The sequence below is a fragment of the Candidatus Bathyanammoxibius amoris genome (assembly GCA_024451685.1).
Lineage (GTDB): Bacteria > Planctomycetota > Brocadiia > Brocadiales > Bathyanammoxibiaceae > Bathyanammoxibius > Bathyanammoxibius amoris.
The window spans coordinates 76475-103050 of sequence record JAMXCW010000005.1 but is presented as its reverse complement, the minus strand read 5'-3'; the positions used below and the strand labels follow the sequence as shown (position 1 = coordinate 103050).

Sequence of the window (26576 nt, the reverse complement as noted above, 5' to 3'; positions counted from 1 at the left end):
ATGACTAAACTCGACAAATATCTCATACGCAGCTTTCTCCCGGCGCTGTGCCTTATAGCGTTCATCCTGCTGGGCATATTCCTGATTGTAGACATCTTCCAGAAAATGGACGACCTCCTGGCCCTGGAGGACCAGGCGTTCTCCATGGCGTTAAACTACTACAGCCTGCTGCTGCCAATGATGATTATCAGGTTATTTCCCGCAATAGTGCTGATAGCGGTTGGTTTCGTCCTGGTGAAGATGAACAAACAAAACGAGCTGATGGCGATGCAGGTCGCCGGTTTGAGCATGTACAGAATCCTACTCCCTCTGTTTATTACCGTCGGCATTCTGTCTGTGATATTCATGGGAGACCAGGAGTTCTTCGTACCCGCATTTGCAGACCGGCTGGAACGTTTCAGGACCATAACCTTCGACGAAAGCGAGCTTAAAAACCTTATGGTAGTGGACAAGAGCAACCGGCTCCTCGTACGAGTGGCAAAGTACGACATTATAGAGGAGACCATGTATTCCGTCTTTATACTAAAAACCCTGGGTGACGACAGGCGACAAACAATTAGTGTCAAAGAGGGTAAGTGGATCGGTAATAACACGTGGTACCTTACTGGCCTCATAGTGAACAACTACGAAGGCGGTAAGTGGATACCCCCAACGGAAGCAAAGAAAGAATACTTCTTAGAAACAGAGATTGCTCCCAAAAACATGAGAGAAGAGGAGAGGGACACAAACCTTCTGAGCATTTTTCAGCTGCGAGCCCTTTCCAAAAAAAACCCTGAGAACCCGCGTTATCCGGTATACCTTCAAACAAGACTCGCTTATCCCTTTGTCGCCCCAGTGCTGCTACTGCTGGGCATCCCGTTTATAATAGGCTTTGACAGGTTGAAGAAAAACTTCTTCCTCAGTGTAGGCGCGCTAATTGTCGTAATATGCAGCTTCTTTGTGGTTAACTTATTCTGCACAAACCTGGGCGTCACGGGGACTCTCAATCCTATTCTCGCAGGTTGGCTGCCTGTAACTATATTTGCCGTAGTAGCGCTCATCTTATTAGACTGGGCGAAGATATAGCGTGAAAAAGAAACGCCTGCTGCGGGTCGCCGCCGTCCAACTCTCGTCTCAGGACGACAAGGAGCAAAACATAGCAAAGGCGTTGGAGCTGATCGACGAGGCAAAGACACTCGGGGCCGGACTGGTGGTGCTGCCGGAGATGTTCAACTATTACGGCACCATGGGGGAAATGGTGAAACAGGCGGAACCCGTTCCGGGCCCTACCATAAATGCACTCGCCCAAAGTGCACGCCGTAACAAGCTCTACCTCCTGTGCGGCAGTATCCTTGAGGCTGCTGCTGCAAAAGGCAAAGGCTTTAATGCCTCCGTAATGATCGGTCCCGGCGGAGACATCATCGGAATTTACAGAAAGATACACCTCTATGATATCGATATTCCAGGAAAAGTACGCTACAAGGAGTCGGAAAAGATACTTCCGGGCAGTGAGATTATAACCGTAAACGTGGACGGCTGGGTAGTGGGCCTGGCCATCTGCTACGACCTGCGCTTTCCGGAAACATTCACCGCCCTGCATGGCAAGGGGGCAGAACTCATACTCATACCCTCCGCATTTTCCGCCCATACAGGCAAGGACCACTGGGAGGTGCTTCTCAGGGCAAGGGCCATAGAGAATCAGGCCTTTGTGGTAGCCCCAAATCGCCTTGGAACGAGCCCCCACAACATCGCCACCTATGGACACAGTATGATAATAGACCCCTGGGGCACCGTACTCGCTCAGGCACCGGACAAGGTGTGCCTCATACATTCGGTACTGGACCCGGGCATCCTGGAGGAAGTGAGGAAAAATTTGCCGATGAAAAGAGAGAAAACCGCTTCCGCTACATAAATTATTAATTTGAGAGGGAGGGAGGCCAGATAGTGCCTATCTATCTGGCCTGTCTGGGAAAAACTGCCTGTAGTTCTGTATGGCAGGTAACAGAACTGGTAGTAGAAAAGAGCAACTACAGTGCCATAACGAGAGAAGTGAGCAATTTCGGCGTGCTGAGACGTTCTTTTTTTTCCTGACACACCTATTATGCTATACGAACTGAACTTACACTCGTGGGTACAAAACCCTTGTGCGGGACAATTACTATTGAGTTTTTCTATGACACTAATCTAGCTGTCGATGTATACGACACGTGTTGTAATATCGTACAGTTCTTAGTGTCTTAGTATGAGGCCCTATGGCACTCAGACAACACCTAGCAGCTATCGTCAACCTCATATATCCGGTACATTGCTTTGGCTGCCGGAAGAGTCTTCACAATGAGGGTGCCAGGTACCTCTGCAGGAGCTGCAGGGAAGGAATAAATTATATCACCGGCACACGTTGTCCAAGGTGCGGTATGGGGCTCGGTGATTATACCCTCGTGTCTCAGGACGGATGTACTGAATGCAGGTCCCACCGCTTGAGGTTCAACGGCGCCTTCTCCGCTACCTATTATGAGGGCGCCATAAGAGAACTGATACATCAGTTCAAATATGGCAGGCACGAGTTTCTGGCAAGGCCCCTGGCGGAAATACTCGTACAATGCGTGGAAGAGGCCGGTCTGGGCTCGATCGGCTTAAACATGGTGGTAGCTGTGCCCCTGCACAGGAAAAAGAAGTCGTTACGCGGTTTTAACCAGGCAGAACTCCTGGGAAGAAACGTTGGGAGGTCCCTTGACATAGAAGTCTGTACCGGGGAACTAAAAAGGACCCTGAACACCCCCTCGCAGACCAACCTGCCGTATTATTGCCGCCAGGAGAACGTCCGTGGCGCCTTTATGGTAAAAAGGCCTCCTGTGTTCAAAGGAAAAGACGTACTTCTTGTGGACGACGTCCTTACCTCCGGTCTTACCGCGTCAGAGTGCGCCAGGGTCCTCAAAGAGGCTGGCGTGGGAAGGGTTTACGTCCTCACAGTTGCGAAATCCAGGCGAATGGCAGCCGGAGTTTAATATCCTTGACTAACCCCGCGTTAAGAAGTAAAATTAGCGTTTAGAATTAGTTCAACACAAATGATACTAGAGGGATTCACCTGTTGAATATAATAGTCTCTGGAAGGCATCTGAGCATAACCGATGCCATAAAGAGTTATGCAGAGAAGAAGGCCAGGAAGTTAGAAAAGTACTATAACCGGCTTGTTCAGATACAGGTAAATCTGGACGTTGAGAATGAGAGGCACCGTGCAGAGATGATCGTCTCTGCTGCCAAGGGCTCGATACTCATAGCAGAGGTTACCGACCACGATATATACGCAGCCATAGACAGGGCTACTGACAAATTGGAAAGGCAGCTAACCCGGCATAAAGAGAAACTTTACCAAAAGAGGTCAAAGAAGGGACCCTCATGGACCGGCCCAAAGGAAGGCCCATCATGATAAATGCCGGTAAAAGAACACACCCTGAAAAGACATTCTGACGTTATTCGGACATACTGAAACCCTGTCCGGTATTGAGGCTATTTCTTTTTGGAGAACCTGATGAAGCTGACAGACTTCCTTGTCGAGGAAGCAGTAATATATGAATTAAAGCTCAGAGACAAAAAAAATGCTATAGCGGAAATGGTTGAAGCCCTTACTCGGTCTCACAAGATTCCTACCAAAGAAGTGGATGGTGTCTTAACTGCCCTTATGAAAAGGGAGCAGTTAGGCAGTACCGGAATAGGTGGTGGAGTAGCAGTACCTCACACGAAACACAGGTGTATCTCCAGGCTGGTGGTAACGGTTGCGCGTTCTGAAGAAGGGCTGGATTTTGATGCCCTGGATGGAGAGCCTGTACACCTTGTCTTTCTTCTTTTGTCCCCCAACGAAACCGCTGGCGCACACCTGCAAGCCCTCGAAAGAATCGCCACACTGATAAGGGACAGCGATTTCAGACGCTTTATGACCACGGCTTCAGACAAAGAAGAAATGATAGAAATACTCAAAGAGGTAGACAGTCACCCCACCAGAAGCTTGACCTAAGTCCGCAAAACCATTTCCCCATCAACACGTATGATCATAAATCGTCAATATCGCATACTAAACGCGGACGGCCTGCACGCCCGTCCGGCCACCCGCTTTGCAGAAATAGCGAACTCATACTCTGCCGAAATAAAGGTGAAAGCCAAGGACAAAGAGGTCAACGGCAAGAGCGTGATAGAACTCTTGACCCTTGGCGCCGAGCGGGGCACTGATATACGTATCATCGCAGACGGCAAAGACGCAGTCCATGCACTTGATGCCCTTTCCAACCTGGTCAGCGGTAACTTTAACGAACAAACCATGGTCGTCAAAAAAGGCATACCTCTGGTACAGGGTGTGGTAATAAAAAAGGCATTTGTCCTGGAAGGTACAGGCTACTGGGTAAAGAGGAATTTTGTTCCAGAGGGACAGGTGTCCCATGAGAAAGAAAGGCTTGAGAAGGCCATCGTAGCTGCGGCAAAGCAGATGCAAGAGCTTAAGGACCAGGTCGCGGCAAGACTGGGGCACGAAATAGCAGCCGTGCTTGAGGCCCACAGAACGATACTGCGGGATGAACATCTTAAGAAAGAATTTATCTCCAAGATTGACAATTTCTGGGTCACTGCCGAGTTTGCGGTCTCCATGGTCTTGAAAGACTACGTGAGGAAATTCAACAGCACTGACAACCAGTACATTAAGGAACGTGTTGGTGACATAATCGACATAGAAAACAGATTGTTGAGCAACCTGATGGGTGAAAAACGCGAAGAATTAAAGAACCTCTCTGAAGAGGTAGTACTCGTCACCCACGACCTAAGACCTTCAGAGGCGGCGTCTCTAGACCTGGAAAAGATAAAGGGTTTTGCCACCGAAGTCGGCGGCAGGACCTCTCATACGGCCTTACTCGCCCGCGCCTTAGGTATACCCGGTGTGGTAGGCCTGGGCAGTATCACCACGGAGATCTATCCGGGTGATACGGTCATTATCGACGGAAATAAAGGCGAGGTAATAATAAGACCCGACGAAACCACGATAAACGAGTATCAAGAGAAGGAAAAGACGATACACGTATTTGCGACCAAGCTTATCCAAGAATTGCAGGACCAGCCCGCCGAGACTCCGGACGGCAGAAAAATTGCCATTCTGGCAAACATCGATTTCCCCAGGGAAATTAAGACCTTTCAACGCTATGGAGCCAGCGGTGTCGGACTCTACAGGACTGAATACCTCTTCCTTGAAGCAGGCAAGACCCCTAATGAAGAACACCACCTCAAGGCCTACATTGAATCCGTGGAGCAGCTTGAGACGAGTCCTATCGTCGTAAGGACGGTAGACCTGGGGGCCGATAAATTTTTTAATGGCAACAACTACAGGGAAGCAAACCCGTTCCTGGGGTGTCGTTCCATACGTTATTGCTTTGAGCACCCGAATATATTTAACACCCAACTAATGGCGATTCTCAGGGCGTCAGCCCTGAAGAAGAACGTAAAGATACTCTTCCCCCTTATATCCTCCCTGCAAGAGTTCCAGAGGGCAAAGAAAATGGTAAAAGAGGCGATGGATGAACTGGATAGAAGGGGACTACCTTTTGACGAGAATATACCTATGGGGGTTATGATGGAGGTGCCCGCGTCTATTCTGATAGCGGACGTACTGGCAAAGGAAGCGGACTTCTTTAGTATCGGCACAAACGACCTCGTCCAGTACTCTCTCGCCATAGACCGGGATAATGAGACAGTGGCCAATATGTACTGCCCCGCGCATCCGGCCATCCTGAGGCTGCTCACGATGACCATCGAAGTCGCCGAAGACAACAACATTCCCGTGTCAATGTGTGGCGAGATGGGCAGCGAATTAGAATATCTGGTGCTTTTAGTAGGCCTGGGTCTGACAGAGTTCAGTGTGGCCCCGCCTACCATAATCCCCGCACTAAAAAAGGTTATACGCACCATTACTTATGAAAGGGCTAGAGAAGTGGCAGAAGAGGTGTCCAGATTTGCCGACCCGGAGAAATCTGTACGCCACCTGAGAGAAATTACCAAAGAGATCCTCCCCGAGGCCTTCTAGGTAAGAACCTCATGCCGGCCTTCCAGACGTAGCCCATGGCAGGTTTCTATAAGTTGCAAGAACAAAATATTGTAGGAAGGACCCAGCACATAAGGGTTAGACTCAGATTCCAGAAGACCGGGGTCTTAAAGTTCATCTCCCATCACGACCTGATGAGGCTGTTTGAAAGGGCCATCAGGAGGGCCGACATCCCCATCGGCATGAGTCAGGGATTTAACCCGCGGCCAAAGATGTCTTTCCCCTCGGCCCTGGCCCTGGGAATAGAGGCTGTTGATGAGATTCTAGAGCTCGAACTTTCCCGGTGGATTGCCCCGGAGAGATTGCAGGAGCAGCTTCAGGCACAACTTGCGCCTGGTATCAGAATAATCTCGGCCGAGCCAATCACCCCGGGAAGCCCTTCACGAGTAGACGCACTGGTCTATCAAATCAAGTGGGACCTTCCTGAAGAACTTACACGGAAAAAAATTAATCAGTTACTTGCTGAAAAAAAGATTCAAATTCTTAGGAAAAGGAAAGGTGGAAAAAGGCTTTTTGATCTTCGCCCCTCAATAGTATCCATCACTCTGGAGAACAGTACCCTCCTGCTGAAACTAAGACCTACCGGGGATGGCACGGCACGTCCTGATGAGGTCCTTAAGGCCCTCGGACTGGAAATGGATACAGGCCGTACACCGAGGATAATAAGAAGCGCAGTCCATCTCTCTCCATCCAATGGAGCAAACTAAACGATGAGAAAAAGGATGCTGATAAACGCGGTAGAACCCGAAGAAAGCCGCATAGCCATCTTGGAAAACAATACGCTCGAAGAACTCTATATCGAACGTGTGTCCAAGGGACAGGCCGTGGGAAACATCTACATGGGCAGGGTGTCAAACGTAGAGCCCAGCCTGGAGGCTGCCTTTGTAGACATAGGGCTAAAAAGAAACGGTTTCCTTCATGTAAGCGAGGTACTGGACACCGCTTGCGAGAAGAAGGAAGAAAAGACGGAGAAGCCCCGCAACAGGAGGGAACAGAAGCGAATACTGTCCCTGCTCAAGCCGGGACAGGAACTTCTGGTACAAGTAATCAGGGAAGGTGTCGGAGAAAAGGGGCCAAGCCTCACCACCTATATAAGCCTGCCGGGCCGCTACCTGGTCCTCATGCCCTACACCTCCAGACATGGCGTATCGAGAAAGATTCTAGATGAGGAGGAACGCGCACGGCTTAAACAGGTCGCAAAAGAGCTGAAGCCCCCCCCCAATATAGGCATAATCGTTCGTACTGCTGGAACGGGTCACACCAAGAGAGATCTCTCCAAAGACCTTAATTATCTGCTTCGTCTGTGGAAAGCGGTAGAGGAACGAACTACAAACAGTCTTGTCCCGTCACTTATCTACCAGGAAAGCGACCTGGTTATCAGGACCATAAGAGACATCTTCTCGCCTGACATAACAGAAATAATTGTCGATAGTCACGACACTTATGGGAAGACCAGAGATTTTTTGAAACAGATCATGCCAAAACACGAAAAGATCGTGAAAATGCACAGGGCCAGGGTGCCCATATTCCACAAACATCGCATCGAAGAAGAAATAGAAAGGATCAACAACAAAAAGATACCCATGAAGCAAGGAGGGTCCCTCGTCATAGAGCAGACAGAAGCCCTGGTAGCAATAGACGTAAACAGCGGACGGTTCAAAAAGGGAGCCGACCCGGAAGAGACCGCCTTTAAAACCAACATGGAGGCCACGGGCGAGATCGCACGACAAATTCGTTTGCGCGACCTGGGAGGAGTCATTATAATAGATTTTATTGATATGCAGCAGGAGGGCCACAGGCGTTCGGTGGAAAGGGCCTTTGCCGACGCCCTGAAGAAGGACAGGGCGCGCACAAAAATGCTTAAGACGTCAAGGTTTGGCATCATAGAACTCACAAGGCAACGGATTAAGCACAGCCTGAGAGACGTACTGCACGACCCGTGCCCGGAGTGCAGGGGAACGGGGCTCACAAAAACCGTAGAAAGCCTCAGCCTCAAAATAATGAGAAACATAAGGTCCGTCCTTGACAACGAAGGAATTAAGAGCATCGAGGTGGTGACAAACACCCCGGTAGTACAGTTCCTGCAGAACCAGAAGAGAAAACAGATATCCGAACTTGAAGACCACTATAACAAGACGATAACAATCAGAGGTGTTGCCGAAGACGGATGGAGGATGGGCGACATACGAATGAAATACTATGGTTCTGACGGCAACCCTACGACCTTGTGAGGAGGAGTGAACAGGTGTATGCAATAATAAAGGATAGAGGCAGACAGTATAAGGTAACGCTGGGAGAAACCATCCTCATTGATTCGGCGGAAGGGCTGAAAAAGGACAGCAAGATAGAGTTTAACGAAGTAGTGGCCATCGGTGGGGACGACAATGGCAAGATCGGGACACCACTTGTCAAGGGAGCGAAGGTGGTGGGCGAGGTTCAAGGCCCAAAGAAAGGAGACAAGATAGACGTCTTCAAATTCAAACGAAGAAAAGATTACAGGAGAAAGGCGGGCCACAGACAGCGCTTTACACAGGTGAAAATAAAAGAAATTATCGTATAATATAAATAGAGGTAAGAATAATGGCACATAAAAAGGGACAGGGTTCCAGCAGAAACGGACGCGACAGCAACCCCCAGTACCGGGGAGTAAAACACTATGGGGGAGAACTTGTCAAGGCAGGCTCCATAATAGTCAGGCAGTGCGGCACCAAGTTCCATCCCGGCTTTAATGTGGGCCGCGGCCGCGATGACACCCTATTCGCCAAAATAACCGGGACCGTGCGTTTTGAATCCCGCAGACGAGTGAGTATTTATAACTCATAACCACAACCCGGTTATAGAAACCTTTTGTACACACTAGGGGAGCACACACACTGCTCCCCTTTTTTCTACCACCTCAAGATGTTTATAGATGAAGCTATAATCTATGTCGCGGGAGGCGATGGCGGCCACGGCTGCGTGAGTTTCAGGCGGGAGAAGTTCGTGCCGAAAGGCGGCCCCGATGGCGGGCACGGAGGGAAAGGCGGCGACGTAATACTCCATACGAACGAAGCAATAGACACACTCATGGACATTACCTCCAGGGTAAAATACGTTGCAGAGAACGGCCGCCACGGAGAGGGCGCAAACAGGCACGGCCGCTCGGGGAAAGACCTGATTATCGCGCTCCCTGTAGGCACGGTTGTCAGGGACAGAGACAGCGGCCTGGTGCTAAAAGACCTAACTGAACCGGGGCAGTCTGTGCGCATCGCCAGGGGAGGCGGGGGCGGTAAAGGGAACAAATTCTTTGCCACCTCAACCAACAGGACGCCGCGCACGGCCGAAAGTGGCAAAAAAGGCCAGGAACGCTGGCTCAAACTGGAACTAAAGCTTGTCGCCGACGTCGGCATTATAGGTATGCCCAACGCAGGGAAATCTACCCTGCTTTCCCGCATATCCAAGGCACACCCGAAGGTCGCCGAATATCCGTTTACAACACTCTATCCCCATCTGGGCATTGTAGAGATAGGTGAATACCGGAGGATAGTGGTGGCAGACCTGCCCGGGCTCATCCAGGGTGCCCACACCGGCGTAGGCCTCGGAGACAAGTTCCTTCGCCACGTAGAACGTACAAGGCTGCTGATACACCTGATTGACATAGCCCCCAGGGACGACACGGACCCCGCTGAAGCCTATCGTACCATAAGAAAAGAGCTCAAGCACCACAACCCTGAACTCGCGAGAAAAGGGGAAATAATTGTCCTCAACAAAATAGACCTTGTAGATAAGGCCCACCGTGAGAAAACGGCCAAATCGATGGAGAAGGCCCTATCACAACCTGTCTACACCATTTCCTCCAAGACAGGAAGCAACCTTAAAACCCTTCTTAACGTAATAGCCGAGACACTCAAGACATTACCCTGTGAAACACGGTCTCAGGAAACCGCAACCACATAATAATCATCCATGCTAGTCGCCGTAGACATTGGCAATACACACGTCCATCTGGGCCTGTTTGACCTCGAGAACGGGCGCCTGGTCAATCACTTCACCTCGAGCGTCACCGACACTCCCCTGAAGGGTCTCTCTGTAGACCCCTCAATCCTGCAGAATGCCTCCGGCTGCATATTAGCCTCAGTTAATCCTGAGGCGGAAGACGCCTTTTGCAACTGGTTAAAGACCTCCATGTGGAAGAGAGCGCCTCTCAGGGTCCCTGCAGACGTCCCCCTAAACATACCAGTTCTGACAAAGAAACCAGAAAAAACAGGGGTGGACAGGCTGCTTAATGCCATGGCCGCCTTCAAAAGGACCGGCACCTCAACCATCGTGGTGGACGCAGGAACCGCCATAACCATAGACGCCATATCAAAAAAAGGTGAATTTCTGGGCGGGGTAATAACACCGGGGCTCGCACCCCTCACGGAAGCCTTGCATACACAGACCGCCCTCCTGCCCCGGGTATCTGTGGTACAGAGACCACGGCAGACCCTGGGTAAAGACACGGACGAGGCGGTTAATTCCGGCATTTACTGGGGTATGGTAGGAGCGATAGAGAAAATTGTGAAAAACCTGCTGGAGGAACTGGGCGATGATCCTGTCGTCCTGGCAACCGGTGGAGACGCAAAACTCCTTGCAACTGAAATACCAACAATAACCGGGGTCGTTCCTCACCTTACACTGGAGGGGCTTCTGGTTGCCTACACTCAACATCTCAGCAGCAAAGAAATCTGAGCCCTACTTACCTTCTTTGTCCTCTGTTACCGTGCCTTTCCCCTTAATCCTGTCCAGAAGTTCCCAGTATCTCTTATCTCCCCTCAGTCCTTCCAGGTCCTTGTCGTTTTCCAGATGTCGAACGTCCTCATAGCCAAGTGCAACCGCAATCTCCAACACCCTTATTGCGGCATCCAAATCACCAACGAGGCAATAGCTGCAGGCGAGATTGTAGCGTACAATGGGGTCACCGGGTTGGAGTTCCGCAAGCTTCATGTCAACCTTTAAACCGTCTTTATACCTTCCTCTGGCCGTGTAGGCATTTCCAAGATACAAGAGGCAATCAACGTAGTTCGGGTTGTTTTTCAGCACCCCCTCCAGAAACCATATCGTGAAATCGTCCCCGGACCTCTTGAAATCTTCTGACTTTAGCTGAAACCCGTATTCCGGCAAGGAAATAGAGGCAAGCCGATACGAACCGGACAGCTTGATCATATTATTTTACCCTTTCTGCTCCCACCCGTTCTTTGAAGCAAAAAACCGCCCTACCAGTAACATAAATATCCAAAAGTGTCCGAGATGTCAACGTTTAAAACCACAAGCCTTTGAGATATAATCCTTTGACACACAAGAGATTATATGATATATTTGGTCGGCAGCTATAGTATAAATACCTAAAAGGAGCACAGTTTTGAGGTTGGTTTCGTTCATACTTTGTCTACTTTTCTTCGTAAGCTTTTCTGTTGCAGAAGGTGTAACACAAGAAACCACGTCTAAGCCGACTACGCAAGAGACACAAAAATCTGGTACACCCCACAAACGTGTGTCTCCTCAAACAACAACAAAAGAACCCACTTCCAGGGCGCCTTCTCGGGAGAAGGTGTCCGCCGGTCCAGTAAAGGAAAAACCCGCAACCGCGAAGGAGCCGGCAGGCACCGGCAAGGTCACCAAGGAAACCACAGCTCACCCTGAAGGCAAGAAGAGCGCCGGAGAAGCTCATGCGCCGGCAACCAAACCGGAAAAAGCCGAAGAAAAGAAAGAAGAAGCACTATTCTCCTATGATGAGGCCCACAAAGCAGACAGGAAAAAGAGACTTAAACACTCAAAGGAACCCAGAGCAAAAGGGGTAGAAGAAGGTTCTTTGTTCTCTGTAAAAGAGGCCGTAGAAGCAGACAAGGGCGGGATTCACAAGCTGGTCGAAAAACCGCACGCGGCCAAACCGGAGGCCAAGGAAAAACCCGAGGTCGTGAAGGAGCCTAAAGCCGAAGAAAAAGCTAAAGAGCCCACCGCAAAAAAGCGCATTACAAAAAGGAAAAAGAAAAAGGACAAGGCAAAGGAATGGAACAAGATAGAGCTCGATTTTGCATATAAAAACGTCCAGCTGCTTCAGGGCAGCTACTCCTTTGAGACACACTTTGTCGGTGAAATGATTAATGGAAGCGGTAGAGATTTTGGTATAGTGAAGTTTATGTTCAGCACCTACAATAAACGCGGCAAGCTCCTGACCGAAGAGGCGTTCCAGATAACAGATTTTTATAATGGTCAGGTGAAGATATTTAAGGGCACTATCATAGACACATATAAACGCATAGCCAGCCAAAAGATAAGATTCTTATCGGCGGCCCCCACGTCAAGGGACTAAATTACTTATGGCAATCGAAAGCCTGCATCCGCAAGAGGACAAAACCCACGAAACCACCCATACCATGAAAGAAGAAAACCTCGCTGAAGGCGAAAATAAGGAGATGGGTCCCGTCATTGAGGCCCTACTTTTCGCAACTAACCAACCGTTGACTGCTAATAAACTTACAGAAATAATCGGCGATGGAAAGGGCAAGATCGTTGAGACCATCGAGCAGTTGCGCAAAGACTACGACGACACGGGCCGGGCCTTCCAGATAGAAGAAATAGCCGGCGGCTACCTCCTGCTTTCAAGACAGCAATACCATCCGTGGATCGCCAGACTTGAGAAAAAGACGCAGGAATCCAAGCTTTCACCCGCGGCCATGGAGACACTATCCATCATCGCCTACAAGCAACCCATTCTCCGTTCTACCATAGAGGCCATCAGGGGTGTAGAATCGAGCCAGATGTTACGAAGCCTCATGGACAAGGGCCTGGCAAAGGTGGTGGGCAAAGACGAAACACTGGGACGCCCCCTCCTCTACGGAACCACCAAAAGATTTCTTGAATACTTCGGTCTCCGTTCCCTACGCGACCTCCCAAGGACTCTGGAACTCTCTTCCTAAAGATGGAACTCTTAACGAAGACCACCCGCGGTATCGAAGAACTAAGTTTAGACCCGCAGGGAGAAATACGCTCAAGGATAGATGGATGGGCCATCCCGCGAGGCAGTCTTGGCCGGCTTGAGGAACTCGCCCTGCTGTACGCCTCGATAAGAAGAACCAGAGAAATCACCGACAAGGTGGTGTTTACCATGGCAGGTGACCACGGCGTGGTTGCCGAGGGGGTGAGCGCCTTTCCCCAGGAAGTCACCAGACAAATGGTAGAGAACCTCCTTTGCGGCGGTGCCGCCGTGAACGTCCTGGCAAGACACTCAGGCGCCAGGGTAACGGTTGTAGACTGCGGTGTGGTGGGGGAGCTTCCATCGAAACCGGGGTTCTTAAAGATAAAAAAGATACGCCACGGCACGGGGAACATCGCGACAGGGCCGGCAATGTCCCCCGAAGAGGCGGTAAGGTCCGTAGAGCTGGGCATAGAGACACTGGAAGAGGAGCTTCCGAACGGTGCTGACCTGGTCGCAGTGGGCGATATGGGCATAGGAAACACCACGCCCAGCAGCGCAATACTCGCGGCCTTGAGCGGCGCAGACTTAAAAGAGGCTACGGGACAGGGAACGGGGCTTAACGGCCCGGCCCTTGCCCATAAACTCAAGATAGTCGCAACCGCCCTGGAAGTAAATAAGCCCGACCCGAAGGACCCCTTAGACGTCCTCGCAAAGGTCGGGGGATGTGAAATCGGCGCCATCGCGGGGATATGTCTCGGCGCGGCAAGGCACAGGCGCCCTGTAATCATAGACGGTTTCATATCCTCGGCAGGCGCCCTGCTGGCGGCCCACATAGAGCCCCGTGTGAAGGGTTATTTGATAGCGTCCCATCTCTCCAGGGAACGGGGCCACCGTCTAATACTGGAGAAACTCGGCAAGAGGCCCATACTCGACCTAGAGATGTGCCTGGGAGAAGGCACCGGGGCAGTGCTGGCGATGGGACTTGTAGAGGCCTCCGTAAAACTGCTGACACAAATGGCCACATTTAACGAGGCAGGGGTCAGCAATGCCATAACCGAACAGGTTCAACCCAACTACCCACCCCGTGAGTAAGTAGGAATTATTACAGTTCCGTACGGTAACACAATTACCTGTCGCTTTCATGCATGAAGACAGCAGAGATAATCACTACGGGCAGTGAACTCGTACAGGGCGACGTAGTAAACACCAACGCCACCTACCTGGCCGAAGAACTCACATGGCTCGGCCTGATCATTCTCCACCATACCACCGTACCCGACGAACTCGCGGCAATAAGCTCCGCCGTGGAACGGGCCCTTGAGAGGGCCGATCTTGTCGTAATTACCGGGGGCATCGGCCCTACACGCGACGACGTCACCCGGAACGCCGTTGCAACGGCCACGGGCAGGACGCTGATAAGGGATGAGACAGCCCTCGCCCAGATAAAGGAGACCTTCCGCTGCCGGCAGGCGGACATGCCGTCTTCCAACATCCGCCAGGCCATGATGCCGGTGGGCTCTATCGTCATAACGAACAGGATAGGCACGGCGCCCGGTTTCTCCCTCAGGCACAACAACAGGGAGATTATCTGCATGCCGGGTGTACCGATAGAAATGAAATGGATGTTCCGGGACTGGGTGCGTCCACACCTGCGCGCGGAGATACAGAGCACAATAGCCCGGCTCCATAGAAAGCTCCATGTCTTTGGAATCCACGAGGCCGCTATAGGCGAGAAGATAGGACACATGATGACACCCGAATCAAAGCCCTCCGTCGGCACAATGGTGAATGAAGGCACAATTACGCTGCGGATTGCGGCGGAGGCGGAGGACAAGACAAGGGCGGGAAAGGCCCTGGACGACGCAGAGACCCGGATACGCCGCCTCCTGGGAGACGCCGTCTACGGCACCGGTGACGACACCCTCGAAGGCGTGGTGGCCGCGTTACTAAAGAAACACAAGAAGACCATCGCAGTGGCAGAATCCTGCACCGGCGGATTGGTGGGGAATTACCTCACCGACGTACCGGGGGCGTCAGGCTATCTCCTTGAAGACATGGTCACCTATACATACCGTTCCAAGTCCCGTCTCACGGGACTACCGGAAAGCGAGATAGACAAGAAGGGCGCGGTCAACGCCAGAACCGCGAAGATGATGGCCAAATCCATCAGAGAGAAGGCGGGCGCAGACCTGGGCCTGTCCATAACCGGCGCCGCGGGCCCTACAAGCCGGCATCCGAAGGAACGCGTCGGTCTTGTGTACTGTGCCATTGCCACACGGGACGGGGTAAAATCCAAAAAATTCCAGTTCCACGGCACCCGGAAATGGATAAAACTCATGGCCGCCAAATCAGCCCTGAATATGCTGCGGTTGAAACTGCTGGCTCTATAAGAGAAACATCCGGTGCGCCAAGACGCACCCTGCATCACTGAACACTTACCGCTCCACCTGTCATTGCGAGCGAAGCGAAGCAACCTCCTGTGTAGTAGGATATACCGCCTGGCTCAATCACCAAACGCATACAGCGCGCCGTCGGTGGAGCCAACATATATGGTACCGTCTTCGGCTATCGCCGCGGACGAAAAATCAAACGACCCCCCCGTCTTATAACTCCACTTAATGCGGTCGCCCTCCGGGGCAATCGCATAGAAGACACTGTCCGCAGCCCCTACGTACACCGTACCGTCCTTGCCCAACGTAGGAGATGAGATGATGGTGGCGCCTATGTCGTATTTCCACTTCTCCTTGCCGTCTATATCAACGGCATACAGCATCCTCTCCCCTGAACCGAAGTATATTATGCCGTTATCACCCAGCGCCGGGGAGGAGTCGATGTCCAGGTCCGTCTGAAATATCCACTTCATGTTACCGTCAGGCATGACTGAATAAAGGGCCCCGTCCTCAGAGGTGAAGTAGATTGTTCCGTCCTTGCCAACGACAGGTGATGAATTTATAATGTACTGCGTCCTGAAGCGCCATTTACCCGTGCCGTCGGGTTCCATGGCATACAGACTGTCATCCTGGGAACAGCAGTAGATGGTGCCGTCAGGGGCGACAGAAGGTGTTGACAGGATGTGGTCCAGTGTGCGCAGGGTCCACCATATCTGGCCATTTGCGTCTAAGGAATATACCCTGCAATCCCACGAGCCTATATATATGTTGCCATGTTCGCCGATCGTGGGTGAAGACGGGACACCCGCACCCAGCGAGGTCGCCCACTTTTTGGTACCGTCGGGGTTCAGCGCGTACAGGTTGTTGTCCCAGGAGCCGAAATAGATGGTGCCGTCCTGAGCTATCGCGGGTGAGGACTCAACCTCATCGCCAGTGGTAAAGGTCCACTTGAGTTCGCCGCCAGGGCTGACGGCGTATAGCTTGCCGTCCTTGGAGCCTACGTAAACGGTGCCATCAGGCCCGATGGACGGGGAGCTGGTTATGGGGCCGCCGGTCTTGAAGCTCCACTTGAGTTTACCTGTTTGGGAGCCCGGGAACTGGCTCTGAGCGGTATTTCTGGCGTCGAGCCGGTACATCGGCCAGCCAGATGCGGCGGCCTGCGCATAGCAGAGGCCGGGGCTGACGCATACGCTGACGTGAATAATAAACAGACCTATATACAGGTACAGGTACGGAACAGCATACATGCGGCTTTGCTTTATAAGGGGTTCTAGCGTTTGAGACATAGCTCGCCAATCTCTCCTTTCTTAATAACGCTGGCAACACTGCTGGCCGGCTGCGCCGCCATGGAACACATCGCTCTAGGCCCTCCCAAGGTGCTTACCGTCAAAGAGGTAAGAGAGACGGTGGCGTCAAATTCCAGAAAAATCTCCACCCTTAAGGCCAAGGCAAAGGTAACCTTTATGTCCCGGGAGCTCAAAGAGCCCCTCTCATGCACGGCCTACATAAGGCTGGAGAGACCTAAACGTCTCAGGATAATCGTTTCCAAACTTTTTCAGACTGTATTCAACATCCTGTCGGATGGCCATGAGTTCTGGCTCTACGTACCCAAGGAAAAGAAACTATACAGAGGCCTGTCCAACCAGGACATAACCTATATGGGCCTAAAATTCTCGCCCAATGAGATTGCCGGCATCCTGGAACTTGAAAATATCACCCCAAACGCTACAGTCAGATCGTTTGAGGTACTCCCGAAATACTGGCACATCAGCCTGATAGACTCGCAAGCATTAGTCCGATATGAACTCACGGTAGACAGATACAACCTGAACGTAACGAACTACGACATTTATAACCCCGACGGCAGCCTCAGAATGAGGGCGCGGTTTGACGATTTCGAGGACGTAGACGGATGCGACGTGCCTCGAACCATAGATGTCTACTGGCCGAGAGGAGAGACAAAGCTCACCCTCAGGCTCAAGAATATAAGTATTAACGAAGAGCTTAACCCCAAAATATTCCGCTTCACCATGCCAAAGAACGTAAACGTTATCCGCCTGAGCAAAAGAAGAAAAACCTTCCTGCCCGGGGATGTGCGAGATTATACCCGTATCATGGCCACTGTCAACATCCGGTAGAGCGAATCTTTTATACCGGATTAGCCCCGGAAAACATCCCTGCAAGGACCCATGTTACGCTAGAACTCGTAGGACACGCTCACTATACCGTTGACATTATTGTTGTCACCATTCCATACGTGGGCCGTCCCGCCAGGCATGCTGATGATCTTATCATAGCGTATCTCCGGCCTTATCATGAGCTTCTCCCGCAGCTTCAGGTTCAGCGTGAACGTGACCTCGGCCAACGACGCCCCCGTGCCGCCGCTAAGGTCCTGCAGGTTCTCCTGGTCCCAGAAGTACTCACCCCTTACAGCAAAACCAAGCCAGTCTGTGTGGTCGTATATAAAGTACTGGGCCACACCCCAGACGCTGTTGTCGTCCTTCATCCGGCCGGACGGCCGTCTTAACTTCGCACTGCTATGGTTCAGGTTGGCATTTGTAACCCACGCCAGCTTATGATACGGGAAGAACGTTATCGCCAGGTTGTAAATCTGATACCAGTCGGAATTATTACTCGCCTCAGACGGGCCCCAAATGGTATCCAAGTTTATATTGGCATTCTTAAAGAACCAGAAGTCGGGCGGGTCGTAGTCAAACTGGAGACCATACATAAAGCTCTTGTTATTGTTGACGAACGTGTCAAACGTATTGGTAAAATAGAAATCCAGAGTGAACCGGTCCGTGAAGGGGTAGCTGAGGCCAAGCCCGGTGTTGGTGTTGGGCGTGGCGGCATTGTTTATGTAGGATGTGGTGACATTGGGATTGAATATAGACTCCCAGTCCTCATAGCCTATCCAGCTTGCGAATTTGCCGAACTTGGCGGTAAGCCCCTTACCAACGGGAATGTTCCAAAGGGCATAACCTTCACTAAAGGTGGTCTGCCTGCCGCCGGTTGGAGTACCAGGCGGGTTAGGCTGAGCGGTCTTGTCATCACGCACAGGCCCGAAAGGTGTTATGTACCGCGCGAGATCACCCCAGTTGAGGGTTATCTTGAACCCGATGTCACCCGGATTGTTTGCATTCTTGTAGAGCCACAGCTCTATGTTGTTTACTGTAAAGGAGTTGGCCTGCCTGTGAAAACCAAGCGGCGGAAGGGCGTTTTGATCACCTGAACCCGGATCAACACTCTCATATTGGTAGTAGTTCTCAATATATCCGCCATACTTTATACCCTCAAAAGGCTTAAAAAACTTTATAATGTCAGAGGGTACGTGTTCCGGCTGTGCTCCCACTCTGACCTTCGGCTCGGCCCTTCTCTTCTCCAAAACTCCTTGAAACTCCGCAACCTCTTTATCTGTAAGCTCGACAGACCACACAGGCACGGCTGTACACAATACTATTGTAAAGGCTAAGAAGCACGCATACGCCCGGTTTACCAGATTCATACAGCCTTTTTCCTCTTGAGACAGTTTTAGTATTTTAATCTTCGGTACCTAACCGCTTAACGAGCGCCAGCCCATCCAGTAGTAGGTCCAGGTGTTCAACAGCATGGTCAGAAGTAAGCGATATCCTCAACCTGCTCGTACCCCGGGGTACGGTGGGCGGACGAACGGCAGGCACTAACAAATTTTTTTCAAACAGAATCTTTGCGGCGTCCAGCGCCCTCTGCGGTTCACCCAGGATAACGGGAACAATGGGGGACTGTACGGTTGTGCGGAAACCAATTGCGTTCAGCCCCTTTTCCAAATGGCGGCAGCCTTCCCACAATCGCTCGCGCCGCTCAATACCTTCATCTCCGCCAATCAGCCTAAGCGCCTCAAGCCCTGCCGCACAGGCGGCGGGGGGAATGGCCGTGGTAAATATAAACGACCTGGACTTGTTCTTCAAAAACTCTATCAATTCTCTGCTCCCTGCCACAAAACCACCCGTGCCCCCCAAGGCCTTGCTCAGTGTGCCCATCTGTATATCCACACCGCCTTTTCGTCCGAAATGCTCCAAGAGGCCTCCGCCTCTCCTGCCGAACACACCGGTACCGTGGGCGTCGTCCACCATAGTCATCACCTGATGGGCGAACCTCCCGGCAACAGACACTATCTCCGGAATGGGCGCTATATCGCCATCCACACTAAAGACTCCGTCCGTGACGATGAGTATCTTTTCATAATTATGCGAAGCCCGCGTCAAAATCCTCTCAAGGGCCTCTACGTCATTATGGGCATAAACTCTCAGGTCCGCCCCCGACTGCCTGGAGGCGTCTATTATGCTGGCATGGTTGAACCTGTCACAGATTATCAAATCACCCCTGCCCGCCAGGGAACAGATGGCGCCGAGGTTGGCCATATATCCTGTGGGGAACACCAGGGCCGCCTCCGTGCACTTGAAACGCGCAATCTCAGTCTCAAGCCTCTCGTGTAATATGCTGGTACCTGACATCAATCTGGACGCCCGCGCGCCCCAGCCGTAGCTGGAAATGGCCTCCATTGCCGCCTCCTTTATCCGGGGGTGGTCGGCCAGGCCCAGGTAATTATTGGAACAAAAAGAGAGGTACCTGTTGCCACCGACGGTCACGTGCGGGCCCTGGACGCCTTCTATCACCACTGGCGTCCTGTAGAGACCGGTCTCCTCCAGCAACCTTAACTCGTCACATATAAAGTCCATAAATGCACTATGGCCCTGTTTAACAGTCATTTCACTCCTTTTTTATCTCAAAGAAGGAGACGTTCACCGTCATACTTTTACCCTCACGCGATATCTCAAGCCTGCTCGTTTCTCCCAGCTTCTTCTGCCGGAGAAGGAGAATCATCTCCTGTATCTCTCCAACACGCTGCCCGTCCATGGACAGGACAATGTCCCCGACCTGCAAACCAGCAGCCTCCGCAGGGCTGCCTTTAAGCACGTCTTGAATTACGACCTTGTCCTTACCGATGTCACGAATCATCACTCCCATGACCGCCCTCTTTTCTTTCCGCTCGGACGGATGGATAACCCTTATAAAATCCGCCGGCTGCAGGGGTATGTCACTTTGGAACAGACTGTGCTCTTCGTCCGGCTCTGTATCCATCAACTGATACGCATAGACTGTATAATAAGGCAGGTGCGTGCGACGGAAAACCCTTTTGGGTACGCCAAAATGGTAAATAATATGGCTGTCGCCCATGAACGCCAGGAACTTCTTCTTGTCCTTACCCTCCGGGGAGGAAAGATATTTTGATATGCTGTCAGCCATCACGTCTTCCCACACACACTGCACCTCATAAAATTTCTCAAAATCACCGCTCATGTCGGTATGTCCCCTGAAGATCTTCTGCAGATAGAGTCTGTGGTAAGGGTCTGTAGTATCAATACTGGGCAACTCAACGCTCTCCGCGTTGCTCAGGCCGCTGAGACCTTTCCTGCTCACCTTTTTCTGCAGTTCCTTCCTGACGTTAAGCGCAATAACGGGGACCTTTTTCTCACGCGCGAAATCCATAATGTCTTTATACAGACTGTAATCATAGCCCCACTCCTGCTTCCAGTGTGTGTCGCGTAGCAGTTCCTGTTCGCTTATTTCACCCCTGGTCCACCTGTCGAGGACGCCCTGGTACGGCCTCTTGAACATCTCCATACCGATTGCTATATTGTTACCGTATCTTTTATAAGCCTCCTTAAGCAGCTCCAACTGGAACTCGTGGGACTCGGCGTTTGTATGCACCTCTCCCACGTACACGACCCGCACGCCGTCAAGAAAGTCAGCAAGCTCCGGGAAGTTAATCTTCTCACCCGATGCAACGTGAATTATATCGCCGACGGCAAGCTCGGACGGGAACTCCCTCATCCCCTCCTCACCCGCAACCTCCACAAGCGCGGTAAACACTAACCCCCAGGATAACAGTAAGCCCAAGAACGGCCAAGGCTTGTGTGAAGGCATGATGTTCGTGTCCCTTTCTTTCCATGCGTCGTTAACAAATAAACAGGCGCCATTCGACTTAACGGCAGCATAATCGTGGTTGCTTTTTACTGCGATAGAGTTTACTTTAGGAAATGCTCGCGCTGAACCAGAGTAAGACAGTATACTGTTCAGAATAGATTTTTCATCAACTAAATCTAGACTGTGAAGGAGGGTTTTGACATGATAAAGGTTGGACAGAGGGCCCCCGCCTTTGAAGAGACCGCCTACGTAAACGGTGATTTCAAAACGGTTAAGCTCAGTGATTACAAAGGCAAGTGGACCGTGCTCTTCTTCTATCCGCTGGACTTTACCTTTGTATGCCCCACGGAGATAGAAAGATTCGCGCAGATGGAAAAGGATTTCAAGAAGCTGAACGCCGTCGTTCTGGCCGCAAGCACGGACAGCGAGTTTTCACACAAGAACTGGTATGAGACTGACAGCCGGCTTAAGGGCGTAACATATCCCGTCATCGCCGACACCTCGCACCGGCTGAGCAGTGCCTACGGTGTATTGCTCCCGGACAAGGGTATCGCACTCCGCGGCACGTTTATCATAGATTCTGAGGGGATGCTGCGCTACTCAGTAGTGTCTGACCTCAGTGTGGGAAGGAACGTGCAGGAGACCCTGCGTGTCCTCCAGGCGCTGCAGAGTGGGGAACTGTGCCCCGTACATTGGGAACCCGGGCAAAAAACTCTCGGTAAGGCATAGGGGGAGGTTGCATGATGCATATTTACGTACTATCATTGTTTTTGACGTTACTGCTTGTCTTTAACATAGATTCCTCCTTTGCAAAGTCATTATCGGAAATCTACGACAAGCCGATGGTGCTTTCGCTGGGCAGGGATTGCTGCTCTAAAGACGTTAAGCAAAAAGGGTGCTGCGCCAAAAAGAAGGAATGCCGGCTAATAGAAGAAGGTGGCCGTCAAAAACTAAAGGCCCCTCTGGGCCTCCCCGACCTGGATATACCCGCAGATAACCCGATGAGTTGTGGAAAGGTCGTCCTGGGCAAGAAGCTCTACTTCGACACACGCCTGTCATTCGACGACACGGTAAGCTGTGCGACGTGTCATGACCTGATGCTCTCCGGCACAGACGCCGGGGCGGTATCCACCGGCATAAACGGGCAAAAGGGCGGACGAAGCGCACCGCCGAGCGTCAACGCCGCTTATATGGACACGCAGTTCTGGGACGGGCGGGCCCCTACACTCGAAGAACAGGCAAAGGGCCCTCCTACCAACCCGATAGAGATGGGGATGCCCTCTCACGACTTCCTGGTAGAGAAACTGAAAGGCATCGATGAATACCGAAAACACTTCCAAAAGGTTTTTGGCGGTGAAATAACCATCGATAATGTCGTTAAGGCGATAGCGGCCTACGAGAGGACGCTCCTTTCCGGCAACTCCCCGTTTGACCGGTTCCGTTACGGTGGAGAGGATAACGCTATAAGTGAACTGGCAAAGCTCGGGATGGAAGTATTTGCGGGCAAGGGCCGCTGTATCACGTGTCACCCGTTCACCGCCAGTTACGCCCTCTTCAGCGATAACAACTTTCACAACCTGGGCGTGGGTATTAACAGCAAAAACCCGGACCTGGGACGCTATCTCGTAACAGGCAAGGAAAAGGACAAGGGTGCGTTCAAGACGCCCAGCTTGCGAAACATCGCCCTCACCGCCCCGTATATGCACGACGGCAGCGAGCACACCCTGGAAGAGGTGGTTGAGTTCTACGACAGAGGCGGTAACCGCAACCCAAACCTCGACGGGGCAATAACGCCACTCAACCTGACTTACACCGAGGAAGTTGCACTTGTTGAGTTCATGAAATCACTTACATCAAGAGACATGCCCGGGGTCTGCGGGAAGCACAGGTAGCGTTGCAACTTGATTTATTATTTACCTTTGCGCTGGCTTTAGGAAAGTGAAAGTATGGAGAGGAGGGCTGTGTTAATGTACGTGAGGGCCCTGTTTTTCATCCTTTTTATCGTCTCCGTCCATGTAGCTTTCCGTCCCGTAACAGCGGAGGAGAACGGACCTCCGCTTGGAGTACCCGAACCCATCGTCCCCGAGGACAACCCCGTCACGCCTGAAAAGGTAGCCCTGGGCAAGAAGCTGTATTTTGACAAGCGCCTTTCCGCCAACGACACAATAAGCTGTGCCACGTGCCATGACCCTGAAAAGGGCTTTGCTGACGCAGCGCCTGTGTCCACCGGCATAGACGGACAGAAGGGCGTCAGGAGCGCGCCCACCACGCTGAACGCGGCCAACTATGACCTACAGTTCTGGGACGGCCGTGCGCCATCGCTTGAGGAACAGGTGAAGGGACCCCTGATAAACCCGGTCGAGATGGGGATGCCATCGCACGATGCGGTTGTCGAGAAACTGAGGGACATAAAGGAGTACCAACAGGCATTCCAGGACGCCTTCGGTGAAGAGATTACTATAGACAACATAGCCCGGGCCATAGCCTCGTTCGAGAGGACGCTTCTCTCCGGAAACTCGCCGTTTGACCAGTTCATGTACGCGGGCGACGAGAATGCCCTCAGCGATGAGGAAAAAAAAGGGCTTGTAGTATTTGAAGAAAAGGGCCGCTGCATAACGTGCCACGAGTTTGTGGGGAGCTACGCCCTCTTCACCGACAACAAGTTCCATAATCTTGGCGTCGGTATGGACAAACCTGACCCCGACCTGGGAAGATATGACGTGACAAAGGAGGAAAAGGACAAGGGGGCCTTCAAGACGCCCACCCTTCGGGACATCGCTCTTACCGCACCGTACATGCATGACGGCAGCGAGCAGACGCTGGAAGACGTGGTAGAATTCTACGACAGGGGAGGGAACCCTAACCCCTTTCTTTCAGGAGAGATAAGACCCCTAAATCTGACCGAAGAGGAAAAGAAGGCGCTCGTAGAGTTTATGAAGTCATTGACCAGCAGCAACATTGATCAACTGGTAAAATCAACGAAATAACGACGTAAAGCATGGTACGACAAGACACGCGTGGGACAACGAGAATTGGGAGGTCGAGCCGGTAGCGTAATACGGGCCTGTATCAGCACACCCAACTACCCTTCATACTTTTGTCTTTTTAGGAGGACAAAATCCCATGAAAACCAGAAGAGTACAGAGCAACTCTTCAATAACACGCCGCGATTTTTTAAAGGTTGCAGTCTCAACGACGGGACTCGGTAGTATCGGTCTATTCAAGATGGAGGCCGCTGCACACGAGGAGGGAACTCCTTTTACCTTCGCATACGTTTCAGACTCTCACCTCTACGAAAGAAAGGTCAATGAACGGTTTGTCAGGTCGCTTGAAAAGGGCATAAACGACATGAACAGCCTCGACCCGCAGCCGGACTTTATCCTGTATGGAGGAGACCTGGCACAACTCGGCCTGCCGGGAGAGCTGGAACTGGGCAACCAGATCCTGAGCCAACTCAAGGCGCCCGTCCAGATGATGGTGGGAGAACACGACTGGTACTTCGATATGGGAAAGAAGTGGAGAGAACTGTTCGGCAAGGACATCTACTCCTTTGACCATAAGGGGGTCCACTTCGTGGTGCTGAACAGCGTGATAGTCGAGGACTACTGGACCAAGCCCAAGATGACGCCTATGGAGAGGATGCTCTTCATGGCCCAGCTCGACAACCCCAACGGCAGGTCTTTTACGGTAGGTAAGGAGCAAAGGGAGTGGTTGAAAGAAGACCTTTCAAAGATTGACAGCTCAACACCCGTGATAGTCTTCTCGCACTCTCCACTCTATAAGTACTACAAACCGTGGAACTTCTGGACGGACGACGCAGAACAGGTCCAGGAAATCCTATCCAGGTTTGACGCCGTAACGGTAGTGCATGGACACACGCACCAGGTCCTGCTCAACCAAATCGGCAACATAACCTTCCACGGCATGCTCTCCACGGCTTGGCCATGGCCCTACGCACCCAGGGGCATCCCGAAACTTACCATCCAGATGGACAGGGCAGACCCGTTCGACCAGTTTGACGGTTGTGGAGACGGCACTTTTGACGTACTCTCAAGCGGACAGGTGAATACCACGTACAACCTTTGGGCACGTAAGCCACGGCTTATAACGTACGAGGAAATACCAAGGTTGTGGATGACCCAAGCCCTTGGCACGTTTGAGCCAGGACCATCCTATTAGAGGCTTCTAAAACGAGACATTTTCGGATCATCAGGTTTTCAGGAGGTCTTACCATGAAATCCGGCCATATATCTCTATTAACAACGGTATCCCTGTTGCTCCTCTCCGGCCTGAATGAAACCAAGGCCGGCATAGACAACGCACAGACGGACGTAAAATACCTCGGGACCATGTCATGCACCAAATACCTTCCGCCCACCGTAGAGGGGGTGCGGCTGTTCAGGTTGTGTGACGGCAAGACCAAGGTCATAATCGCAGTAGACGGAGTTGAACCCGGAGAGCCCCTGCCGAGGGAAACCGCTCAGAAGGTAGCCAGTACCATGCTGGTAGCTTATGAAGAGCTCAAGACGTCGAAGCTCCTTGCCCACAAGGGAACCTCTCATACACCCCGAGAGGAAAAGACTTTCCAGTCGGAGGTGGACAGGATGATAAAAAAGGGCTACGAGCTCTACCATTCCCCCAAGTTGGGCACCAACGGCATTTCTTGCGATATGTGCCATCCAGACGGCTCTAACACCCATCCTGAAACGTATCCCAAATTTCAGACACAGCTCAAGAAGGCCGTCTTACTCAGAGAAATGATTAACTGGTGCATTGAAAACCCGTTGGAGGGCCAAAAACTAGATGAAAGCGGCAAGGAAATGAAGGAGCTGGAGGCCTATATACTATCGACCAGAAAGGGCACGCCCCTAGAGTACGGGAAGCATTAAAAAGGGATATAATTCCGCCTCGCCATAGGTGAGGGGTGGCTATTTCTCTTATATCTTGTACGCGCTCAGGCGCACAATCCATCTGCCCCCTAGGCAGATGGAGACGAGGCGGATATTTTTGATTCCTGTTAGTCTATTACTCACAAGGTGTTACGTAGGTTTTCGAGGGTCTCCCCAACCTCTTTTTCCTTTTTCTTCTTGACATTCAGGCCCAATATAAGTATCTTCCTTCCCCCACGGAGGTTGGGTGACATTCGTTTATCCGCCTCGCCATAGGTGAGGGGTGGCTATTTCTCTTATATCTTGCACGCGTCTAGGCGTACAGTCCATCTGCCCCC

General features: G+C 51.7%; 28 protein-coding genes. 23 read left to right on the top strand and 5 right to left on the bottom strand.

Annotated features, from left to right (window positions below; genetic code table 11):
• From NOU37_04675 to NOU37_04615, 13 genes are all read left to right on the top strand, one after another.
• The gene (locus NOU37_04675; protein MCQ4574521.1) at positions 1 to 1065 is read left to right on the top strand and encodes an LptF/LptG family permease; all 1065 of its coding nucleotides are present in this window, start codon (positions 1 to 3) and stop codon (positions 1063 to 1065) included.
• A 1-nt stretch (position 1066) separates the two neighbouring features.
• Complete coding sequence (locus NOU37_04670; GenBank protein ID MCQ4574520.1) at positions 1067 to 1891, top strand: carbon-nitrogen hydrolase family protein; 825 nt, start codon at positions 1067 to 1069, stop codon at positions 1889 to 1891.
• 32 nt (positions 1892 to 1923) lie between these two features.
• Positions 1924 to 2070: a hypothetical protein gene (locus tag NOU37_04665; GenBank protein ID MCQ4574519.1), complete on the top strand. Its 147-nt coding sequence runs from the start codon at positions 1924 to 1926 to the stop codon at positions 2068 to 2070.
• Positions 2071 to 2231: 161 nt separating this feature from the next.
• On the top strand, positions 2232 to 2984 hold the full coding sequence (locus tag NOU37_04660; GenBank protein ID MCQ4574518.1) for a ComF family protein: 753 nt from the start codon (positions 2232 to 2234) through the stop codon (positions 2982 to 2984).
• 83 nt (positions 2985 to 3067) lie between these two features.
• Entirely contained in the window at positions 3068 to 3406 is a 339-nt protein-coding gene (gene raiA / locus NOU37_04655) for a ribosome-associated translation inhibitor RaiA (GenBank protein MCQ4574517.1), read from the top strand.
• A 102-nt stretch (positions 3407 to 3508) separates the two neighbouring features.
• Positions 3509 to 3991 (top strand): PTS sugar transporter subunit IIA, encoded by a 483-nt coding sequence (locus tag NOU37_04650; protein MCQ4574516.1) that lies wholly within the window; start codon positions 3509 to 3511, stop codon positions 3989 to 3991.
• 30 nt (positions 3992 to 4021) lie between these two features.
• A complete protein-coding gene (gene ptsP / locus NOU37_04645) occupies positions 4022 to 6037 on the top strand; it encodes a phosphoenolpyruvate--protein phosphotransferase (protein MCQ4574515.1) in 2016 nt (671 codons plus the stop codon).
• Between the two features lie 35 nt (positions 6038 to 6072).
• The gene (locus NOU37_04640; protein MCQ4574514.1) at positions 6073 to 6762 is read left to right on the top strand and encodes a TIGR03936 family radical SAM-associated protein; all 690 of its coding nucleotides are present in this window, start codon (positions 6073 to 6075) and stop codon (positions 6760 to 6762) included.
• 3 nt (positions 6763 to 6765) lie between these two features.
• Entirely contained in the window at positions 6766 to 8286 is a 1521-nt protein-coding gene (locus NOU37_04635) for an Rne/Rng family ribonuclease (protein MCQ4574513.1), read from the top strand.
• A gap of 14 nt (positions 8287 to 8300) precedes the next feature.
• Positions 8301 to 8615, top strand: coding sequence for a 50S ribosomal protein L21 (gene rplU, locus NOU37_04630; GenBank protein ID MCQ4574512.1), 315 nt, complete (start codon positions 8301 to 8303; stop codon positions 8613 to 8615).
• Positions 8616 to 8635: 20 nt separating this feature from the next.
• Positions 8636 to 8878: a 50S ribosomal protein L27 gene (gene rpmA, locus NOU37_04625; protein MCQ4574511.1), complete on the top strand. Its 243-nt coding sequence runs from the start codon at positions 8636 to 8638 to the stop codon at positions 8876 to 8878.
• Between the two features lie 24 nt (positions 8879 to 8902).
• Complete coding sequence (gene obgE, locus NOU37_04620) at positions 8903 to 9991, top strand: GTPase ObgE (protein ID MCQ4574510.1); 1089 nt, start codon at positions 8903 to 8905, stop codon at positions 9989 to 9991.
• 9 nt (positions 9992 to 10000) lie between these two features.
• Positions 10001 to 10765 (top strand): type III pantothenate kinase, encoded by a 765-nt coding sequence (locus NOU37_04615; protein MCQ4574509.1) that lies wholly within the window; start codon positions 10001 to 10003, stop codon positions 10763 to 10765.
• Between the two features lie 3 nt (positions 10766 to 10768).
• On the opposite strand, the gene NOU37_04610 is transcribed toward NOU37_04615, so the two are convergent.
• Entirely contained in the window at positions 10769 to 11239 is a 471-nt protein-coding gene (locus NOU37_04610; protein ID MCQ4574508.1) for a hypothetical protein, read from the bottom strand.
• Between the two features lie 385 nt (positions 11240 to 11624).
• On the opposite strand from NOU37_04610, the gene NOU37_04605 reads away from it, so the two are divergent.
• From NOU37_04605 to NOU37_04590, 4 genes are read left to right on the top strand one after another with little or no spacing between them, the layout of a single operon-like run.
• Positions 11625 to 12386 (top strand): hypothetical protein, encoded by a 762-nt coding sequence (locus tag NOU37_04605; GenBank protein ID MCQ4574507.1) that lies wholly within the window; start codon positions 11625 to 11627, stop codon positions 12384 to 12386.
• 7 nt (positions 12387 to 12393) lie between these two features.
• Positions 12394 to 12993: an SMC-Scp complex subunit ScpB gene (gene scpB, locus NOU37_04600; protein MCQ4574506.1), complete on the top strand. Its 600-nt coding sequence runs from the start codon at positions 12394 to 12396 to the stop codon at positions 12991 to 12993.
• 2 nt (positions 12994 to 12995) lie between these two features.
• The gene (gene cobT, locus NOU37_04595) at positions 12996 to 14084 is read left to right on the top strand and encodes a nicotinate-nucleotide--dimethylbenzimidazole phosphoribosyltransferase (protein MCQ4574505.1); all 1089 of its coding nucleotides are present in this window, start codon (positions 12996 to 12998) and stop codon (positions 14082 to 14084) included.
• Positions 14085 to 14137: 53 nt separating this feature from the next.
• Positions 14138 to 15382, top strand: coding sequence for a competence/damage-inducible protein A (locus tag NOU37_04590; protein MCQ4574504.1), 1245 nt, complete (start codon positions 14138 to 14140; stop codon positions 15380 to 15382).
• Between the two features lie 113 nt (positions 15383 to 15495).
• On the opposite strand, the gene NOU37_04585 is transcribed toward NOU37_04590, so the two are convergent.
• Positions 15496 to 16668 carry a PQQ-binding-like beta-propeller repeat protein gene (locus NOU37_04585; GenBank protein MCQ4574503.1) on the bottom strand — a complete coding sequence of 391 codons (1173 nt, stop codon included), beginning with the start codon at positions 16666 to 16668 and terminating at the stop codon, positions 15496 to 15498.
• Here NOU37_04585 and NOU37_04580 point away from each other — a divergent pair.
• Positions 16660 to 17520 (top strand): DUF4292 domain-containing protein, encoded by an 861-nt coding sequence (locus tag NOU37_04580; protein ID MCQ4574502.1) that lies wholly within the window; start codon positions 16660 to 16662, stop codon positions 17518 to 17520. The genes NOU37_04585 and NOU37_04580 overlap by 9 nt on opposite strands.
• Positions 17521 to 17579: 59 nt before the next feature.
• Here NOU37_04580 and NOU37_04575 read toward each other — a convergent pair whose 3' ends face one another.
• Genes NOU37_04575 through NOU37_04565 form a run of 3 tightly spaced genes read right to left on the bottom strand, consistent with a single transcriptional unit; the run spans position 17580 to position 21295 of the window.
• Complete coding sequence (locus NOU37_04575; GenBank protein ID MCQ4574501.1) at positions 17580 to 18887, bottom strand: porin; 1308 nt, start codon at positions 18885 to 18887, stop codon at positions 17580 to 17582.
• A 34-nt stretch (positions 18888 to 18921) separates the two neighbouring features.
• On the bottom strand, positions 18922 to 20130 hold the full coding sequence (gene bioF, locus NOU37_04570) for an 8-amino-7-oxononanoate synthase (GenBank protein ID MCQ4574500.1): 1209 nt from the start codon (positions 20128 to 20130) through the stop codon (positions 18922 to 18924).
• 1 nt (position 20131) lies between these two features.
• Positions 20132 to 21295 carry a ChaN family lipoprotein gene (locus tag NOU37_04565; protein ID MCQ4574499.1) on the bottom strand — a complete coding sequence of 388 codons (1164 nt, stop codon included), beginning with the start codon at positions 21293 to 21295 and terminating at the stop codon, positions 20132 to 20134.
• Positions 21296 to 21550: 255 nt separating this feature from the next.
• On the opposite strand from NOU37_04565, the gene NOU37_04560 reads away from it, so the two are divergent.
• From NOU37_04560 to NOU37_04540, 5 genes are all read left to right on the top strand, one after another.
• Positions 21551 to 22078 (top strand): peroxiredoxin, encoded by a 528-nt coding sequence (locus tag NOU37_04560; protein ID MCQ4574498.1) that lies wholly within the window; start codon positions 21551 to 21553, stop codon positions 22076 to 22078.
• A gap of 11 nt (positions 22079 to 22089) precedes the next feature.
• Positions 22090 to 23241: a cytochrome-c peroxidase gene (locus NOU37_04555; GenBank protein ID MCQ4574497.1), complete on the top strand. Its 1152-nt coding sequence runs from the start codon at positions 22090 to 22092 to the stop codon at positions 23239 to 23241.
• A 75-nt stretch (positions 23242 to 23316) separates the two neighbouring features.
• Positions 23317 to 24336 carry a cytochrome-c peroxidase gene (locus tag NOU37_04550; protein MCQ4574496.1) on the top strand — a complete coding sequence of 340 codons (1020 nt, stop codon included), beginning with the start codon at positions 23317 to 23319 and terminating at the stop codon, positions 24334 to 24336.
• Positions 24337 to 24472: 136 nt separating this feature from the next.
• Complete coding sequence (locus tag NOU37_04545) at positions 24473 to 25528, top strand: metallophosphoesterase (GenBank protein MCQ4574495.1); 1056 nt, start codon at positions 24473 to 24475, stop codon at positions 25526 to 25528.
• A gap of 53 nt (positions 25529 to 25581) precedes the next feature.
• Positions 25582 to 26238 carry a hypothetical protein gene (locus NOU37_04540; protein ID MCQ4574494.1) on the top strand — a complete coding sequence of 219 codons (657 nt, stop codon included), beginning with the start codon at positions 25582 to 25584 and terminating at the stop codon, positions 26236 to 26238.
• Positions 26239 to 26576 lie beyond the last annotated feature (338 nt).